General features: G+C 51.2%; 13 protein-coding genes and 1 pseudogene. 6 read left to right on the forward strand and 8 right to left on the reverse strand.

What is annotated here, in order from left to right; genetic code table 11:
- The 5 genes from HEN33_RS16970 to HEN33_RS16990 form a co-directional block, all read right to left on the reverse strand.
- On the reverse strand, positions 1-238 hold a 238-nt coding region (locus tag HEN33_RS16970; RefSeq protein ID WP_183083447.1), incomplete at its 3' end, for a protein YahH.
- Between the two features lie 25 nt (positions 239-263).
- Complete coding sequence (locus HEN33_RS16975; protein ID WP_032183367.1) at positions 264-1,682, reverse strand: YlbE family protein; 1,419 nt, start codon at positions 1,680-1,682, stop codon at positions 264-266.
- A complete protein-coding gene (fdrA, locus tag HEN33_RS16980) occupies positions 1,682-3,229 on the reverse strand; it encodes an acyl-CoA synthetase FdrA (protein ID WP_032183365.1) in 1,548 nt (515 codons plus the stop codon). The genes HEN33_RS16975 and fdrA overlap by 1 nt, the downstream gene beginning before the upstream one ends.
- Positions 3,219-4,082: an oxamate carbamoyltransferase subunit AllH family protein gene (locus HEN33_RS16985; protein ID WP_176263145.1), complete on the reverse strand. Its 864-nt coding sequence runs from the start codon at positions 4,080-4,082 to the stop codon at positions 3,219-3,221. The genes fdrA and HEN33_RS16985 overlap by 11 nt, the downstream gene beginning before the upstream one ends.
- A gap of 39 nt (positions 4,083-4,121) precedes the next feature.
- Positions 4,122-4,727, reverse strand: coding sequence for an ankyrin repeat domain-containing protein (locus HEN33_RS16990; protein ID WP_000023645.1), 606 nt, complete (start codon positions 4,725-4,727; stop codon positions 4,122-4,124).
- Between the two features lie 257 nt (positions 4,728-4,984).
- Here HEN33_RS16990 and HEN33_RS16995 point away from each other — a divergent pair, with 257 nt between their 5' ends.
- Complete coding sequence (locus HEN33_RS16995; RefSeq protein ID WP_176263146.1) at positions 4,985-5,482, forward strand: DUF1097 domain-containing protein; 498 nt, start codon at positions 4,985-4,987, stop codon at positions 5,480-5,482.
- Between the two features lie 91 nt (positions 5,483-5,573).
- Positions 5,574-6,506, forward strand: a complete 933-nt coding sequence (locus HEN33_RS17000; protein ID WP_001084390.1) for a LysR substrate-binding domain-containing protein — start codon at positions 5,574-5,576, stop codon at positions 6,504-6,506.
- Between the two features lie 41 nt (positions 6,507-6,547).
- Here HEN33_RS17000 and HEN33_RS17005 read toward each other — a convergent pair whose 3' ends face one another.
- The 3 genes from HEN33_RS17005 to betT form a co-directional block, all read right to left on the reverse strand.
- Entirely contained in the window at positions 6,548-7,636 is a 1,089-nt protein-coding gene (locus tag HEN33_RS17005) for an EAL domain-containing protein (RefSeq protein WP_176263147.1), read from the reverse strand.
- Between the two features lie 141 nt (positions 7,637-7,777).
- Positions 7,778-11,761, reverse strand: a complete 3,984-nt coding sequence (ehaA, locus tag HEN33_RS17010; RefSeq protein WP_176263148.1) for an autotransporter adhesin EhaA — start codon at positions 11,759-11,761, stop codon at positions 7,778-7,780.
- A 572-nt stretch (positions 11,762-12,333) separates the two neighbouring features.
- Complete coding sequence (betT, locus tag HEN33_RS17015) at positions 12,334-14,367, reverse strand: choline BCCT transporter BetT (protein ID WP_176263504.1); 2,034 nt, start codon at positions 14,365-14,367, stop codon at positions 12,334-12,336.
- 128 nt (positions 14,368-14,495) lie between these two features.
- Between betT and betI the strand changes: the two genes are divergently transcribed.
- The 4 genes and pseudogenes from betI to HEN33_RS17035 form a co-directional block, all read left to right on the forward strand.
- Positions 14,496-15,083, forward strand: a complete 588-nt coding sequence (gene betI / locus HEN33_RS17020) for a transcriptional regulator BetI (RefSeq protein WP_176263505.1) — start codon at positions 14,496-14,498, stop codon at positions 15,081-15,083.
- A 13-nt stretch (positions 15,084-15,096) separates the two neighbouring features.
- Positions 15,097-16,569 carry a betaine-aldehyde dehydrogenase gene (gene betB / locus HEN33_RS17025; protein ID WP_176263506.1) on the forward strand — a complete coding sequence of 491 codons (1,473 nt, stop codon included), beginning with the start codon at positions 15,097-15,099 and terminating at the stop codon, positions 16,567-16,569.
- 13 nt (positions 16,570-16,582) lie between these two features.
- A complete protein-coding gene (gene betA, locus HEN33_RS17030) occupies positions 16,583-18,271 on the forward strand; it encodes a choline dehydrogenase (protein WP_176263507.1) in 1,689 nt (562 codons plus the stop codon).
- Between the two features lie 207 nt (positions 18,272-18,478).
- A pseudogene (locus HEN33_RS17035) lies at positions 18,479-18,733 on the forward strand (hypothetical protein); the annotation flags it as partial.
- Between the last annotated feature and the right edge of the window lie 40 nt (positions 18,734-18,773).

Raw genomic sequence — 18,773 nt, forward strand, 5'->3', positions numbered from 1 at the left:
TTATCAGGCCTACAGATTCTTGCGCCACTCGTAGGCCGGATAAGGCGTTCACGCCGCAACCGGCAATGGTGACAAATGCCTGATGCGCTACGCTTATCAGGCCTACAGATTCTTGCGCCACTCGTAGGCCGGATAAGGCGTTCACGCCGCAACCGGCAATGGTGACAAATGCCTGATGCGCTACGCTTATCAGGCCTACAGATTCTTGCGCCACTCGTAGGCCGGATAAGGCGTTCACGCCACATCCGGCATGAACATGTCAGTCAGACGCCGTAACGTTCGCACCAGCCAAGAATGGCTTTTTCGAAGCAGGCGAATGGTGGATGCACAATGCCCGCGCCAATCATGCCGACGCCTGCATCTTTATGGGCAATGGCGGTGTTGATCACCGGCAGAATGCCACTGCTACCCACGCGGGTGATGTCGATTGCCGTCGGCACACCCATAAAACCGAGCAGCGGAATGGTCACGTTGGGGTTTTCGCCGAGAGTGATTTCGCACATCTGACGGGAGAAATCGATAGCCTCTTCCACCGTACCGCCCACCAGCGCGACGATTGCAGGCGCGGTCGCCATAGCAAATCCACCAATGCCGTAGGTTTCGGTGATGGCGCTGTCGCCAATATCCAGCCCCGAATCTTCCGGCTTATAACCGGCAAACATCGGGCCGATGACCTGTTGCGCCGGGCCGGTAAACCACTGCCCCGGCAGGCCGCTGACTCGCAGGCCGAACTCGACACCATTACGCGCCATCGTGGTCACCACGGTGCTGTATTCGATGCCGTGCGCCGCATCCATCGCCGCTTTACACATCGCCATCCACGTCGGGCCGGAGAAGTAGTCGCTGCTGGCGACAAACTCAAACACTTCGCGCTGTTGCTCGACGGAATAACCCGCCTGAATAATCCCCGGCGTCAGCGCCTGAATCAGCAGCGTCGTCCCGGCGTTATTGCGGTTATGGCATTCATCGCCCATATGCAGCGCCTGCGCCAGCATCAAGCGCAGATCAATCTCACCGAGAATTTTCATCGCGTCACGCAGCATTGGCCCCTGCACATCGCGCATCCAGTTGAGGCGGTCAATCACGCTCTGATCGTTGGCACCCATACGCAAAATCTTCGCCATCTGCTCGCTCATATTGGTGTAAGCGATGTTGCCGAAGGTTTTGTTTTTCACGATGTGCATAAACATCGAGGCAGAGGTAACACCCGCCATCGAACCCACGCAGTCATGCTCGTGGCACGGCGAGAAAGTGATCTCCCCGGAAGCCGCCAGTTCAGCCGCCTCGTCAAGATCTTTCGCCAGCCCTTCGAACACCAGCGCCCCGGTGACCGCGCCTTTCATCGCGCCGCACATTTTTTCCCAGGTCACTGGCGGCCCGGCGTGAAGAATGGTTTTCACCGTCATGCCTGGCACCACGTTAATCGCCTGATCAAAGCCAATCAGTACCGGATGCGACTGGATAATGCGTTCCAGCGCCTGCTGGTTAGCGGCGGCGATTTTGTCTGCCAGCGGTGAATCGGCAATGTTGTCCAGCGCCTGCACCACCTGCATATTGCCCTGCCCCGGCGGCGTCCAGTCGAGTTGGGTCACTTCTACATACTGCTTTTTCAGGTCATCGCTAAACATAGCGATGCCGACGTTAATAACGTTCAACGGTTGGCTAAACAGTGACTGGCTCATCAGGCTTCCTCCCCTTTGCAGATAAATTCACGCGCCAGCAATCCGGTATTGGTGCTACTGCTCGCCAGAATCACTCCGGCATCAAGCAGCATCTGGCTTTGTTGTTCTAATGATGGCGTATCAAGATCGGTACCCAGCACATAGGCGAGAATGATCAACTCGCGTCCTTCGGCAGCGGCGATCGCTTTCGCCTCTTTGATCGCATTGATGGTGGAGCCGACCGGATCTTCATGCGATCCAAATCCGAGCACAAAATCCATCACGATCACCGCCACTTCTGGATCGCGCGCTTCTTCGATCAACCGGCTGATGCGGTTGGTGGGGTCAATCATTGGATGCGGCTTGCCGTTGGTGAAGACGTCATCACCAAAGTCGAGGAAGGTGTGTTTGATGCTGCGGTTGATATCTTGCAGGCGGAATTCCGGATCGGGCTGGATATTGCTGTAGACATCGCCGTGTTTTTCCATCACCGCGAACATGGTTTCGTCACACAGCGTGCCGCCGCAGAACAGGCCACGAATGTATTTCTGCTGCGGTTGTAGACGCGCCCGCACATCCGCAGTCAACGGCTGGTTCAGCGTATGCAGCTCGAGATGTTCTTGTTTCACGCCACAGAGCATCACCGCTTTCAATGCCGCCTCTTTACTGCCGCGGGCAAACTGTAGCCCCTGCTCATCCACTGGCGTTTCGCCACGACCGAGGAAGCAGACTACCACCGGCTTGCGGCAGGCACGTGCGCGTTCCAGCACTTTGCGGGCCACCGCAGGCGCAGGCGGTTTGGAGATAAGCACAATGATTTCAGTTTGCGGATCGTTTTCCAGCATCCCGATGGCGTCGAGCATCATCAGGCCGCCGATTTTCTCGCTCAGGTCGCGCCCGCCGGTACCGATCAGTTGCGAAACGCCGCCGCCAAATTCATGAATACGGACGCTCAGTTCCTGGCTACCGGTGCCGGATGCGCCAACAATACCGATGTTGCCGCGACGCACAGCGTTACCAAAGCAGAGCGCCGCGCCGTTGATAATCGCCGTGCCGCAGTCTGGCCCCATCATCAGCAGCCCTTTTTCGTGGGCCAGTTGCTTGAGCGCCAGTTCATCTTCAACCGAGACGTTATCGGAAAACAGCATCACGTTAAGATCGTTTTGCAGCGCCTGACGCGCTTCGCGAGCGGCAAACAGACCGTTGACCGAAATCACTGCCAGGTTACTTTCCGGGATATGCTTTTTGGCGCTGGCAATAGTGGCATAACGCGCCTCGTGCGAGCCGCTTTGCGCTTTGCTGTTGAACAGTTCTTCAATCTCCACCAGCAACTGCTCGTTGTCTGCGCCCGCTTTGCCGTTGATGACAATCATCAGGTCGCCGTTTTTCGCCTGCTCCAGCTCCGGCGTCAGCAGCCCTAAATTCTTCAGCACGCCTTTGTTCATTTCGGTCGCCATCGCCACAAATGCCTGCTCGACGCCGTCGAGTTTATTTGCACGCGTGGAGATAGACATCAGCGAGACAGAATCAAAATAGGTATTCGGTTTAATGACTATTTTAACTGACATAATTCCCTCCGTAGGTTTGGCTCAGCGCACAACCATCGGCCATGCCATACAGCATGTCGCAACCGGAACTGGAGCCAATATGTTTAATTTTTTCTATTGCCTGAGTTGCGTTCCCAGGTATGTCATAAATAATGTTATGAATAAAACGATGAATATTTTCCCGGCAGCGTTGTTGTAATGCGGCTTCCAGCGTTATGGCACTTAATAACGTGGTATTATTTCTGCCGCGTTGCAGACCGAGATAAAATTCCTCTTTGTATTTTTCCGCCGGATGCCCGGGAATAAATAAAATAAGCGCCAGACCTGTTAAATAATCGTCGGCTGATGGCGTAAGGCCAATCCCTAACCCCATCATACTGACGACCGCTGAGGCGATATTTTGTTTATCGTTTACGGCCTGAATAACTGCCCGTCGTTTAATATGTAATTCTTTATTTAACGCCTGATAAAACGGATTATCGCCGCGATAATTAAACAGGGTTTCATTTTCCCCCAGGTGTTGATGAATAATGTCGTGCCACTGTTGCCAGGCGATAAGGTGAAAATTTTCAGCGGTCATTTGCAAAGCTGGGGACAGCCAACGCTGGCAATGACTCATCTCTATATGAAGATGTTGACCAACCGTAATACCTTGATCATCAAACTGAACCTTATCACCATGACGGAACAGACCATCAAAGTGAGTGAGTGCCAACCGACAACTGTTTGGCGCATTGTCGTACTCTTCACAAAGCAGCGTTAGCAACTGCTGGCGGGCCGGAAGTGCGATATTTACCGCTCTGGCAAAGACCTGTTCAACCTGTCCTTGCCCCCGCTGCGCCAGAAAATCAGCATCCGCAGTTAGCGCCCACACACACCGTCTTTCTGGTGTGTTGATAACAAGCCTCCCGGTTTATGCACCTGCGGCAATCAGTAACTGCGCAATCTCTTCAAAGCCCCGTTCCCGCGCCAGTTCCAGCGGCGTTTTGCCATATTTATCGGTCAGATGCGGGCTGGCACCGTGCTCCAGCAATAACTGGACAATCGCCTGCTGTTTAATCCCGCCATCGTTAAGCACAATCGCTTCCAGTAGCGGCGTCCAGCCAACATGGTTGGTCTGGTTAACGTTAATATCCGTATGCGCCAAAAGCTCTTTTACAATACTTAAATGGCCTTTTTCACAGGCAGGCGTCAGGCCGACACCGCCGAAACGGGTTACACAATTAAGGTCTGGTTTAGCCGGTAAAATAATTTGTAGTAGCGTTAAATCACCGTTCAGGCAGCTCATTAAAAAAGGATTTAAACAGGTCTGGTCTTGTTTATTAATATCCGCACCGGCATCAATTAATGCCTGAACGCAAGCATATTGCTGATATAAACTTGCCAGTGTAATTGCCGTTTTCCCCTGCCGATCGCAGGTATTTATATCGACACCCAGCGCAAGGCAAGTTTTTACTTTATCGATATCACCCTGTTGTGCAGCCAATAAATAGTCGGCAGGTAGATTTTTTATACTCATTAACATTCCCCTGGTTTTTGTGGCTGTTTTCGATGAATTGAGAATAGCAACGATAATCTGATAAAAGAACCCGCTTAAATTTAATTCGCCGTATTTCGCCTTTTTGTTGAATGATGTTCAACAATCTTTTCGCAGTGTGCGGTAGTGCAATATTTGTTTCTTTGACCCGATACCCTTTCACTCAATCAGGTTTTATTTCTCTATAGTCTGCACATGTAAGAGTAGCTTTCGTCCATGTCTAACCAGAGGGGAACAAGATGAACGGACTCACGGCAACGGGTGTCACCGTCGGTATTTGTGCAGGGCTTTGGCAGTTAGTGTCTTCATATGTCGGGCTTTCTCAGGGATGGGAATTATTAGGAACCATTGGCTTTGTCGCCTTTTGCAGTTTTTATGCCGCAGGCGGCGGTAAATCGGGGTTTATCAGAAGCCTGGCGGTTAATTATTCCGGGATGGTGTGGGCGTTTTTCGCCGCGCTGGCTGCCGGTTGGCTGGCCTCGGTGAGTGGGATTTCCGGCTTCTGGGCGAGCGTGATTATGACTGTACCCTTCTCGGCGGTGGTGGTCTGGCAAGGACGTTTCGGTTTACTGTCTTTTATTCCCGGAGGCTTTCTCGGCATGACGCTATTTTTTGCCAGCGGGATGAACTGGACGGTGACATTACTGGGTTTTCTGGCGGGTAACTGCGTGGGGATAATTTCAGAATATGGCGGACAAAAATTAAGCGAAGCGACGACTAAACGCGACGGGTATTAAAAGTTATTCAAAAATGATTATCTATCTTTAACCGATACCTCTACAGTCATAGCTGGAGAAATTCATAGTAGATAATGGCGGGAATGGTTTAATGAACTCAATTTTTACCGAAGAGAATCTGTTGGCATTTACTACCGCTGCGCGTTTTGGCAGCTTCAGTAAAGCCGCAGAAGAGTTGGGTTTAACCACTTCCGCCATTAGCTACACCATCAAGCGAATGGAAACAGGGCTGGATGTGGTGCTGTTCACTCGCAGTACCCGCAGCATTGAGTTAACGGAGTCCGGGCGTTATTTTTTCCGCAAAGCTACCGACCTGCTGAATGATTTTCACGCCATCAAACGCAGCATCGATACTATTTCGCAGGGCATAGAAGCGCGTGTGCGCATTTGTATTAACCAACTGCTTTATACGCCCAAACACACCGCACGCTTATTACAGGTACTGAAAAAGCAATTTCCAACCTGCCAGATTACCGTCACCACCGAAGTGTATAATGGCGTCTGGGATGCGATTATTAATAATCAGGCGAATATCGCTATCGGCGCACCCGACACGCTGCTGGACGGCGGCGGCATTGATTACACGGAGATTGGCGCGATTCGCTGGGCTTTTGCTATCGCCCCGGATCACCCGTTAGCCTTTGTGCCGGAACCCATCGCCGAAAGCCAACTGCGTCTCTATCCTAATATCATGGTGGAAGACACCGCGCATACGATTAATAAAAAAGTGGGCTGGTTGCTGCATGGGCAGGAGTCGATTCTGGTGCCAGATTTCAACACCAAATGTCAGTGCCAGATTTTAGGCGAAGGAATTGGTTTTTTGCCGGATTACATGGTCCGTGAGGCGATGGCGCAATCCCTGCTGGTTACCCGACAAATCCATAATCCGCGCCAGGATTCACGCATGTTACTGGCGACCCAGCACTCTGCCACCGGTCAGGTGACGCAGTGGATTAAAAAACAATTTTCGCCAAATGGCATATTAACGGGGATCTATCAGGATTTACTGCATCGGGAGAATTAATCGCTGCCAACCTCCCGATGCGCTGTGAATAGCGGTTTACATCAACCACCTGCTTTTATTACCCATTCAGAGATAAATTTATTACCCGGTACTGGCGGAGAGTACAAATAGCCCTGCAAAAAGTGAACGCCTTTGCCGATCATTAAATCCGCCTGCTCCTGGGTTTCTACCCCTTCCGCCACGATACTCAGACCAGGCTTACGCGCCAGTTCGACAATATTGTCCACAATATGACCGGAAATTTCGTCGACACTCGCCATTTGCACAAACGACTTGTCAATTTTAATAAAATCGACCGGAAACGCCTGCAAATAACGATAGGTCGCATAACCCGTACCAAAGTCATCCAGCGCAAAGGTAATGTTGTGCTGATGAAGGCTGTCAAATATCGCTCTGGCTTCTGGCGTTACCGGAATGGGGTTGCGTTCCGTTAGCTCAAGAACCAGCTTGATTTTATCGTTACCTAATTTCTTGACCAGGTTCAGACACTCTTTTTCAAATCCTGCGGCCAAAAAACATCCTGCCGAGACGTTGATGCCAATATGGAAATTATCCGGCAGCAAATGTTTTACTGGCATCAGAATATCCGCAGTCTGTTTCATCAGCTGGCGAGTCATTATGACAATAAGACCGGATGACTCCGCCAGAGGAATAAACTGATCCGGTGGGATAATTCCCGTTTGCGGATGTTCCCAGCGAACAAGCACTTCACAGCCCGTCAGTACCCCTGTCTGCGCGCAGAAAACGGGCTGGATCCACGGTTTGAATTCGTGATTTTCCAACGCCAGACTGATGGCTTCAGGCGTGACGATATGGTGACAACGGTTATCAGGAATATAAAAATTATTTTTATTTCCCTTGCCACTGATGACTTGCGGATGATATTGAAAAAAGATATCCCGCCAGAAAGTAATATCACTCTGGATGCCTAATTTTTCATACAACTGCTTCTTCTGATGTGAAATTGTCTTTGCGCTACGATTTCTGTATTGTGATATTTCTGTAACCGACATTCCCTCCATTAGCAGCTTGAGTAAAAGCCGTTCTTTTTCGGACACGATACCAGGCAAGGTCAAATTAACCGTTGCCCCGAACTCTTCCAAAAAAACACTCAAATCATGCGAAGCCATTGAACACACCTTGATGAAATCTTGTGCGCCAGCTAAATCTGCGAGTCTTCACTCTGACTGATAAAGCTGGCTGCAAGAAAATGACACAGAGAGCCGAATTATCTCCCGTTCGGCTCTCTCTCCTTTTACTCATTATTCAGATCAGAATTGCCACTTAATGCCCACCATTGCAGAGGTGTCATTATATCCTCTATCGGCAACCTGAACGCCCACATTCCCCCAGACATTCAGGTTGGCATTTAGCTGTCCTTCCACCCCGGTTTTTATCTCAGCAATATTTCGGGCTCCATCCTGAGTGACGGAGACGCCATCCATACTGGTGCTGAAATCCTTACTGTTATGCAGCCAGTTCACTTCTACAAACGGCTGGAACTCGCGGGATTTACCGTCATCCATTTTATGGTGGCTCTTCAGCCAGGTTTTTACGCCAAGTCGGGTTTGAACATTGCCATCACCGTTGCTATGAACGAGGGTTCCGTTGCTTTCGCGGTGATTATCGGCTTTGACTCCCATCCAGGTAACCTGTGCTTGCGGCTGAACATACCATTCATTACGTGTTCCCTGGCTGCCATTAAATTCAGCTAATTTGTGTTTGTATCCAGCTTCCAGTGAAGCGGTAAATCCTTTTGATTTATAGGATTCACTTTGTAAGTCATCCCCTTTCACTGTGTTATCAAACCAGCTGTACTGCGCCCAACTGTCGAGATACGCGCCATTACGCGACTCGTCATCGGCATACCAGGTGGCATAGAGGCCTGTGCTATATCCGTTCACACTCGCTTTTGCACGATAACCAGTTCGCGAGGAGGTCGTTTTGCTGTCGCTGTTGCCATATCCCGCCATGACCCCAATATGCCAGCGATCGCTGTCGTTTTGGCTCCACTGCGCGATGTCGCCTCCCAGTTGCAGAACATAGCGATTGCTTTGGGTTTTCAGCTGGCCGCTGCCATCACGCCATTTATTATGACCACCTTCATGGCGCATCCACATAGTGGTTTGTTTCTGCTCACCCGTCACCATGTCGGTATAGTACGTATTACCCAGACGCTCATACAGACGCGTGTTGAACATGGTATTCGCTGCTGCAAGGTTCGCAATGTAGCTACCCGCCTCCGGTCGCAGGTCATTATCCACATTCAGATCCGGACCCGGCGTAGGTGTCGGGTTAGGGTTCGGCTCTGGATTCGGGTTTGGCTCCGGATTCGGCATCGGGTCTGGCTCCGGCTGCAGTTCAGGAGAATCACTGCCGCTGGTCAGATACCAGTTACCACTATTTGCCCCTTTTCCACGCGCGAGAGTGTAGTCATATGCCCCCGCAACGATACGCCCAGCCTGAACAAATTCGCCCTCAGACTTACCGTCAACATGGATAAGTTCGATACCGTTAAGGGTTTTCGCACCTGTACCGCCAGCGTTATTCACCGTAACGGCAGTCGTGCCGCTAGTATCACCCTCGACAACCAATTTATCAGTTACTGAATCATCGCCATTCAGTACCGTATTCATTACCAGTTGGCCGTTATTACCGTGGTAGTTCCCCTTCACCACTAATACGTTGCCAGCTTGCAGTCCTGACATCCCGGTCATCAGCGTACCGTTGTTGGTCAGATTGCCACCCAGGGTGTAATTCACTGGTGCAGCCGCTCTTTTTTCAGCGCTATTATTCAGCGCCAGGGTGCCGTTGTTCTCAATGTTTGCGTTACCCATTCCCTGCGCATGACTAACCAGGACATTAGCCGAGCCAGCAATGTTCACATTCGCCGTCAGGTTGCTGTTATCGCCCGCGATATCCAGCGTGCCGCCCTGGATATTCAGTTCCCCGTCGCCGCTTAACGAACCGCTTGAAGTCCCCCCGTTGGTAACCGTCAGAGTGCCGCCGTTTAAGTTCAGCAACGAATCGGCGCTAGCCTTGAGCGTACCCACGGTCTGGCTGTGACCATTCATATCCAGTTCAGTCTCTGCCGCCAGACGCAGTTCATGGGTATTACCCAACACGTTATCGTTATTCAACAAAAGCGTCCCGCTACGCAGATCGGTAATACCGGTATAGTCGTTGTCTTTGTTTGAAAGCGATACGGTCTGACCATTCTGGCTGCTGAATGCCAGGTCACCACTGCCGGTAACCTTTGCACTGAGATCGGCGGCATTCTCGCTCTTACCGTTGGCACTCAGCACCAGGGCGTCACTGTCGGTAGCCTGCAATTCAAGCTGGGTCAGGCCGTAACCGATATACAGACCGTCATTGTTTACCCCACTCGTCAGGCGATAATCATAAGTGCCGACGGCCGCTTTTTGCCCATTCTGCTGAATATCACGCTGTGATCTGCTGGAGAGGATTTGCCCATTTTTATTCTGTAGTTGAAGATTACCCGCATCCCCCAGAACTTCCGCACCCTGTGCATCAACCAGCTTAATGGTGCTGTTACCATCATCGACTTCAGTGAGCGATAACGCAGAGTCAATATCACGAGAAACAGAGCGTACAACGTCACTGTCAGTAACCTGAATCACACCCTCGCCGCGCAAATCCAGCGTTTTACTAACGTTGACCGTCCCTTCTGTCATCTGCGCGCCAGCGGCCAGGGCACCAAAATCAACGGTTCCGCCCGAGAATCCCAGAGTGCTAATGGAGTGAGCGCCCTTACCCACTGTTATCTGGCTTCCCTGACCCGCAGTGATCCCGCCTTTCTGCAGAAACTCAGCATTTTTTTCCAGGTTAAATGTCGTGTTCTGGAATGCCAGTGCCCCCTGAAACCAGTCTGTATAAGCAAACTCATCGAAGGAGAATTCGTGATTCCCCATGTTTATTTCAACAACGCCTTTACCTTCAAGATCGTTATCAAACACCCAATCTTTATTGGCATTAATTTGCAGTTTGCCATCAACATCCAGTTCTGCACGGCCGATGTTCTTGTCTTCAGAAATAACAGCGACAGCATCGGAAGCGACATCAATATATCCGCTGAATGCATAGTTATTGCCGGTCAACTCCACCGTCCCACTGTCGATACTTATTGTACCGTTGCCGGAAATCTTATTGGCAAAGGTCATGCTATCGTCAGCCTTCAGGTGTAATTTCCCGCGGTTGGTGATTTCTGCTGTACCTATATTTTGGGTGATCCCTAAAGCCCCGTTTTTCTCAATTTTGACTTTACCGCTAAAGGCGGAGTTATCCCCGGTTAAGTAAGTTGTACCATTGAGCGCATTGATATAGCCCAGGCCCTCGCTGCCACTGACAATATCCGCGGAAATAGTCGCGTTTTTATCCGTGTGGTTTAAAGTGATTTTCTTATCTGATGTCGAAGCCCACACAAACTCAATTTTTTCGGCATCAATAATCCCTGCCGCTTTCGCATCACTCCCTTCCTGGGCACCTAACGCCAACTCAGAGTTGGTGCTTAAACTAATAGTCGGCGCAGAAACTTTACCGCCTTCTGAAACGGCAAGTGTTGTATCGGAGTTTTGGTTATAATAGCCCAGGCTAATTTGCTTACTGGCATTAACTTCACCGCCGTTATTAACTGACAGGTACTGATTACCACCGTAACTGCTGTAAACGCCCATAAAGAAGGTTTCAGAATTTACCTGGCTGCCTTCACCACTGACATTTCCCTGCAAATAGGTCAGACGACTGGTGCCCTTAACATGGATTTTGCCGCCATTGGAGACGTTAAAATAGCCGCGATCATGCCAGGAGCCGGAGTTTGAGTCATATAAATCATCTGCATACAACTCACTACCAGCATTGGAGACGTTCAGGAAACCTGTACCTTTCAGCAGGACGTCAAGCTGACCATTGATATACACTTTCCCTCCGGTGATATCCAATCCACCACCAGAATTGAGCGTAAAGCGTGGACGCGAGGTGTCTGTTACGTTAATAACCAGATTAGCATTATCAGTCACCGTAATACGGTAATCGATGTTCTGATCGGTTTTGCCGTAATCAACAGTCTTATCCTGGTTCACGATGAAATCACCAGAGAACGCCAGAGATGAATATAAACTTATCGCGCTAATTAAAACAGCCCGGGACTTTTTTCCTTTTACTCTGCTCCCCAGCTCCGAGCAGACGCTCCAACAGTTACGGGACCTGTTCCACTTTAGCCGATATATTTTATTCATCACAATCTCCAGCAATACATCCAAATAAAACTAAGATTGCATAAACAGCAACGCATTAAATGCCATTCCGGTTACTGTTCATCGCATATAAAAATTCAAAAATTTTGCATAGCATTGACAACCACATATCTGAGTATGTAGTTCAGAGGGTAATAAAATAGCAAGTTACTACTGAAAACTTATTTTAAGTTAACACTATTAACTTTATCATTACATTCCACCCAGTCTCGAATACATGCGCATTATATGTATCCAGGAACTCAAATCAACTCAAAATATAAACAAAAGCAGGAGGAATACATTTAATATACAGCCGGTAAAAGTGGTAACTCTTATTAGGTATCAAAATATAAGAATCGTCTTATTAATAAATATATAACTCTATAGGACTGAATCCATTCAGCTAATGCAAAATAAAATCGTTAATTAATAAAATATAAAATCATGAAGTGATACAAGAGGAATTGCAGGATATGACATGACAATCATATATAATATATGCATAATTTTTTACAGCGAGTCAATGATTTCCGCGCCATATGCAGACATGGCGCGGTTTTATGCAAAAATAATCACACGTCCGGGAACATTACGCTATTACCCGGCGCTTCACGATGGAGATGGATAAAGTTTAGGTGCCGCTCGTACTGATCGAGAATATCGGTGATCACCTGCTCTTTGCTGTAGTCCATCAGGTCGTTGCCCTGGCTGCCTTCTAACAGGAAGGTTTCCAGCCGGTAATAGGTCGATTTCCCGCTACGTGCGCGGTAGGTAAAGCCCGGCACCGAATATTGCTGTGGCCAAATCTGATAGACAAAGTTTTGCTCTTCACCCATATGCACCAGCAAATCCAGATGCCCTAACTGTTGTCCCTCTTCCGGCGGCAGGCTTTTTAACTCGACGTACGCACCGCGCAGTCGCAGTTCCTGCGCCACTTCTTCCATTGCTGGATAACAGACGGTTTCCATCATCTGTTTGGTGTAACGCGTTCCTGGGTAGTTCATCAGGCGCGAGAGACGTTTTTTCCAGCTCAGGCGATCCTGAAGCCCCAGCGGTCGCGGTGCGGTATCACGGTTGGCACTTTCACGGCGGTAATCTTCTACCTTCAGAGATTTATACAATCCCGCCATCACGAAGAAAATCACAAAGCTGAACGGCAGCCCCATGATTACCGTGGTGTTTTGCAGCGCGGATATCCCGTTGGTCATCAGCATGCCGAGCGTCAGCAGACCAATCGCCACCGACCAGAAGACGCGCAGCCAGCCGGGGGCGTCGCTGTTGATATCTTTAAGCTGCGAGGTGAAATTCCCCAGCACCAGCGCGCCGGAGTCCGCCGAGGTTACGTAGAACAGCAGACCCGTAATGGTGGCAACCGAGGCGCTAAAGGTAAATGCCGGATATTGCGCCAACAGGCTGTAGAAGCCGCGTTCCGGGTGCACCATCGCTTCCTGTGCGAAGGCCGCACCACCGTGGATGATTTCATACAGCGCGCTGTTACCGAACACCGACAACCACAAAAGCGTGAAGGTGAACGGAATAATTAACGTCCCCAGCACGAACTGGCGAATGGTGCGTCCACGCGAGATACGCGCCAGGAACAGGCCGACAAACGGCGACCAGGCTACCCACCATGCCCAGAAAAAGAGCGTCCAGTTATTCATCCACTCAACCGGGCGGTCAAAGGCGAAACTGTTGAGCGTCATGCCCATAAAGCGGTTAACGTAATCGCCAACGTTCAGCACCAGCGCATTAAGCAGGAACGAGGTGTCGCCCATAAACAGCACGAACAGGATCAACCCCAGCGCCAGTGCGACATTGAGTTCAGACAATACGCGAATGCCTTTGTCGACACCGGAAGTCACCGAGATAGTCGCGATGATTACCGACAGCGCGATCAGCGCCGCTTTCGCCGCCATTGAATCCGGGATATCAAACAGTACGCTCAGGCCATAGTTAAGCTGCACCACGCCAATGCCGAGCGTGGTGGCGATCCCGAAGATGGTGCCGATCACCGCTGCAATATCCACCGAGTGACCAATCGGCCCGTTGATCCGTTTACCGAAGATCGGGTACAGCGCCGAGCGGATGGTGAGCGGCAAATTATAACGATAGCTAAAGTATCCGAGCGCCATGCCCATCAGCGCATACATCGACCAGCCGGTTAAGCCGTAGTGAAACAGCGTCCAGACCATCGCCTGACGCGCGGCCTCAATCGTCTGACCCGCGCCTTCCGGCGGCTGCATATACTGCGTTACCGGTTCGGCTACGGAGAAGAACATCAGGTCGATACCGATCCCGGCAGCAAACAGCATCGCCGCCCAGCTCAGCAGGCTGAACTCAGGCTTAGACTGCTCGGGCCCGAGTTTCACCGAACCAAAGCGCGAACAGGCAATGCAGACCACAAAGACAATATAGATCGTTGCCGCTAACAGATAGTACCAACCAAAAGTTTTAGAAACCCAGTCCAGCGTGCGGCCAATCCACAGAGCCGAGAAGTCGCGAAACAGGATCGTTGTCAGGGAAAACAACAAAATCAGTCCGGCGGAAGTATAAAACACCACCGGATTGATTTTGTCCTTTTCCCTGCTGTGCGAAAGGTCTGTCATCCAGTATCCCCACTGTTATTGTTACCATTTAAAATCAAATTGGTAACAATTAAGACACATTTTATATTGAACGTCCAATCAATAACGGCTTTAATAGATTAACAACGCTGATGAATGGAGTGGCAAAAATGCCCAAATTGGGGATGCAGTCGATCCGGCGCAGACAACTGATCGACGCCACGCTGGAAGCAATAAATGAAGTAGGTATGCACGATGCGACGATCGCGCAGATCGCCCGCCGGGCGGGCGTTTCCACCGGGATCATTAGCCACTATTTCAAAGATAAAAATGGTCTGCTGGAAGCAACCATGCGTGATATCACCAGCCAGCTGCGTGACGCGGTCTTGAACCGCTTACACGCGCTACCGGATGGCAGCCCTGAGCAGCGATTACAGGCGATTGTTGACGGAAATTTCGATGAGACTCAGGTCAGTAATGCTGCGATGAAAGCCTGGCTGGCGTTTTGGGCCAGCAGTATGCATCAGCCGATGCTTTACCGTTTGCAGCAGGTGAGCAGCCGCCGCTTGTTGTCGAATCTGGTGAGCGAATTTCACCGCGAGTTACCGCGCAAAGAGGCACAGGAGGCAGGTTATGGCCTGGCCGCGCTGATTGACGGTTTATGGCTGCGCGCGGCATTGAGTGGTAAACCGCTGAATAAAACTCTCGCACACTCGCTCACCCGCCACTTTATCACTCAGCATTTACCCACCGATTAACCGAGGAGACGTGATGTCCCGAATGGCAGAACAGCAACTTTATATACATGGTGGTTATACCTCCGCCACCAGCGGTCGCACCTTCGAGACCATTAACCCGGCCAACGGTAACGTGCTGGCGACCGTGCAGGCCGCCGGGCGTGAGGATGTCGATCGCGCCGTGAAGAGTGCCCAACAAGGGCAAAAAATCTGGGCGGCGATGAGCGCCATGGAACGCTCGCGCATTCTGCGTCGGGCCGTTGATATTCTGCGCGAACGCAATGACGAACTCGCTAAACTGGAAACCCTCGACACCGGGAAGGCGTATTCAGAAACCTCAACCGTCGATATCGTTACCGGCGCGGACGTGCTGGAGTACTACGCCGGGCTGATCCCGTCGCTGGAAGGCAGCCAGATCCCATTGCGTGAGACGTCATTTGTTTATACCCGCCGCGAACCGCTGGGCGTAGTGGCAGGGATTGGCGCATGGAACTACCCGATTCAGATTGCTTTGTGGAAATCCGCACCGGCGCTGGCGGCAGGCAACGCGATGATTTTCAAACCGAGCGAAGTCACCCCGCTTACCGCGTTAAAGCTGGCTGAAATCTACAGCGAAGCGGGCCTGCCGGACGGCGTATTTAACGTGTTGCCGGGCGTAGGTGCGGAAACCGGGCAGTATCTGACCGAGCATCCGGGCATCGCCAAAGTGTCGTTTACCGGCGGCGTCGCCAGCGGCAAAAAGGTGATGGCTAACGCGGCGGCTTCCTCCCTGAAAGAAGTGACCATGGAGCTGGGCGGTAAATCACCGCTGATCGTTTTCGACGATGCGGATCTCGATCTCGCCGCTGATATCGCCATGATGGCGAACTTCTTCAGCTCCGGTCAGGTGTGTACCAACGGCACCCGCGTCTTCGTTCCGGCGAAATGCAAAGCCGCATTTGAACAAAAGATTCTGGCGCGCGTTGAACGCATTCGCGCGGGCGACGTTTTCGATCCGCAAACCAACTTTGGCCCGCTGGTCAGCTTCCCGCATCGCGATAACGTGCTGCGCTATATCGCCAAAGGTAAAGAGGAAGGCGCACGCGTGCTCTGCGGCGGCGATGTGCTGAAGGGTGATGGCTTCGATAACGGCGCATGGGTTGCACCGACCGTGTTCACCGATTGCCGCGACGAAATGACTATCGTGCGCGAAGAGATCTTCGGCCCGGTGATGTCGCTCCTCACGTATGAGTCTGAAGACGAAGTGATTCGCCGCGCCAATGATACCGACTACGGTCTGGCGGCGGGTATCGTCACGGCGGATCTGAACCGCGCGCATCGCGTCATTCATCAGCTGGAAGCCGGCATTTGCTGGATCAACACCTGGGGAGAATCCCCGGTGGAGATGCCCGTTGGCGGTTACAAACACTCCGGCATTGGCCGCGAGAACGGCGTGATGACGCTCCAGAGTTATACCCAAGTGAAGTCCATCCAGGTTGAGATGGCTAAATTCCAGTCCATATTCTAACCAGGAGGTTTATTTGCAATTTGACTACATCATTATTGGCGCCGGCTCTGCCGGCAACGTCCTCGCGACACGTCTGACTGAAGATCCGAACACTACCGTGCTGCTGCTTGAAGCGGGCGGCCCGGACTATCGCTTTGACTTCCGTACCCAAATGCCCGCTGCGCTGGCGTTCCCGCTACAGGGTAAACGCTACAACTGGGCGTATGAGACCGAGCCGGAACCGTTTATGAACAACCGTCGCATGGAGTGCGGACGCGGTAAGGGGCTTGGTGGATCATCACTGATCAACGGCATGTGTTACATCCGTGGTAACGCGCTGGATCTCGATAACTGGGCGCAAGAACCCGGTCTGGAGAACTGGAGCTACCTCGACTGCCTGCCCTACTACCGCAAGGCCGAGACGCGCGATGTGGGCGAGAACGACTACCACGGCGCTGATGGCCCGGTAAGCGTGACCACCTCAAAACCGGGTGTCAATCCGCTGTTTGAAGCGATGATTGAGGCGGGCGTGCAGGCGGGCTATCCGCGCACAGAAGACCTTAACGGTTATCAGCAGGAAGGTTTCGGCCCGATGGACCGCACCGTCACGCCGCAGGGCCATCGCGCCAGCACCGCGCGGGGTTATCTCGATCAGGCCAAATCGCGCCCGAACCTGACTATTCGAACTCACGCCATGACCGATCACATTATCTTTGACGGCAAACGCGCGGTAGGCGTCGAGTGGCTGGAAGGCGACAGCACCATCCCAACCCGCGCAACGGCCAACAAAGAAGTGCTGTTATGTGCAGGCGCGATTGCCTCACCACAAATCCTGCAACGCTCCGGCGTCGGCAACGCTGAACTGCTGGCCGAATTTGATATTCCGCTGGTGCATGATTTGCCCGGCGTGGGCGAAAATCTTCAGGATCATCTGGAGATGTACCTGCAATACGAGTGCAAAGAACCGGTTTCCCTCTACCCTGCCCTGCAGTGGTGGAATCAGCCGAAAATCGGTGCGGAGTGGCTGTTTGGCGGCACCGGCGTGGGTGCCAGCAACCACTTTGAAGCAGGCGGATTTATTCGCAGCCGTGAGGAATTTGCGTGGCCGAATATTCAGTACCATTTCCTGCCAGTGGCGATTAACTATAACGGCTCGAATGCGGTGAAAGAGCACGGCTTCCAGTGCCATGTCGGATCGATGCGCTCGCCAAGCCGTGGGCATGTGCGGATTAAATCCCGCGACCCGCACCAGCATCCGGCGATTTTGTTTAACTACATGTCGCACGATCAGGACTGGCAGGAGTTCCGCGACGCGATTCGCATCACCCGCGAGATCATGCATCAACCGGCGCTGGATCAATACCGTGGACGTGAAATCAGCCCCGGCGCGGAATGCCAGACAGATGAGCAGCTCGATGAGTTCGTGCGTAATCACGCCGAAACCGCCTTCCACCCATGCGGTACGTGCAAAATGGGGTACGACGAGATGTCCGTTGTGGATGGCGAAGGCCGCGTGCACGGGCTGGAAGGATTACGCGTAGTCGATGCGTCAATTATGCCGCAGATTATCACCGGCAATCTGAACGCCACGACCATTATGATTGGTGAGAAAATGGCGGATATGATTCGCGGACGAGAAGCGTTGCCGAAGAGTCTGGCGGCGTATTTTGTGGCGAATGGGATGCCAGTAAGAGCGAAAAAACTGAATCGCGATTTGAACTAACGCAGGAACTTATAAGCTTGAGAGTTACCGTTCTACGATAAGGACCGAATCCTTATATAAATAACATAGGTAACTCTCATGCTTCATATCCAGTATTCATGATGCTGGTTTTTTGCTGATGTTTTTACCAGAATATTCCTGATAGAGACTATTAATTCAAGCTTATCTGCGACAGATTTCATTTTCTGGATATATTATGAGTGACAAATCAAACAGGATATCGATCTGATTGAAATTTTATTTTATCTGAAGAAAAAGGTTCGTATTATTCTGTTTATTATAGCTGTTTGTATGACAATGGTGCTATTATTTCTGTACATCAATAAAGACAATATAAAGCTGAGTTACAGCCTAAAAATAAACCACACAACATCAGGCATACTTGTAAGCTGTGATAGCAATAATAACTTTGCCTGTCAGACCACAATGACTGAAGATGTTATTCAGCGAATTACGAGTTTTTTAGACCAGTACTAATGCTAAAAATTGCCTTGTCAAAAAA

The sequence above is a fragment of the Escherichia sp. 94.0001 genome (genome assembly GCF_013369155.2).
Taxonomy (GTDB): domain Bacteria; phylum Pseudomonadota; class Gammaproteobacteria; order Enterobacterales; family Enterobacteriaceae; genus Escherichia; species Escherichia coli_F.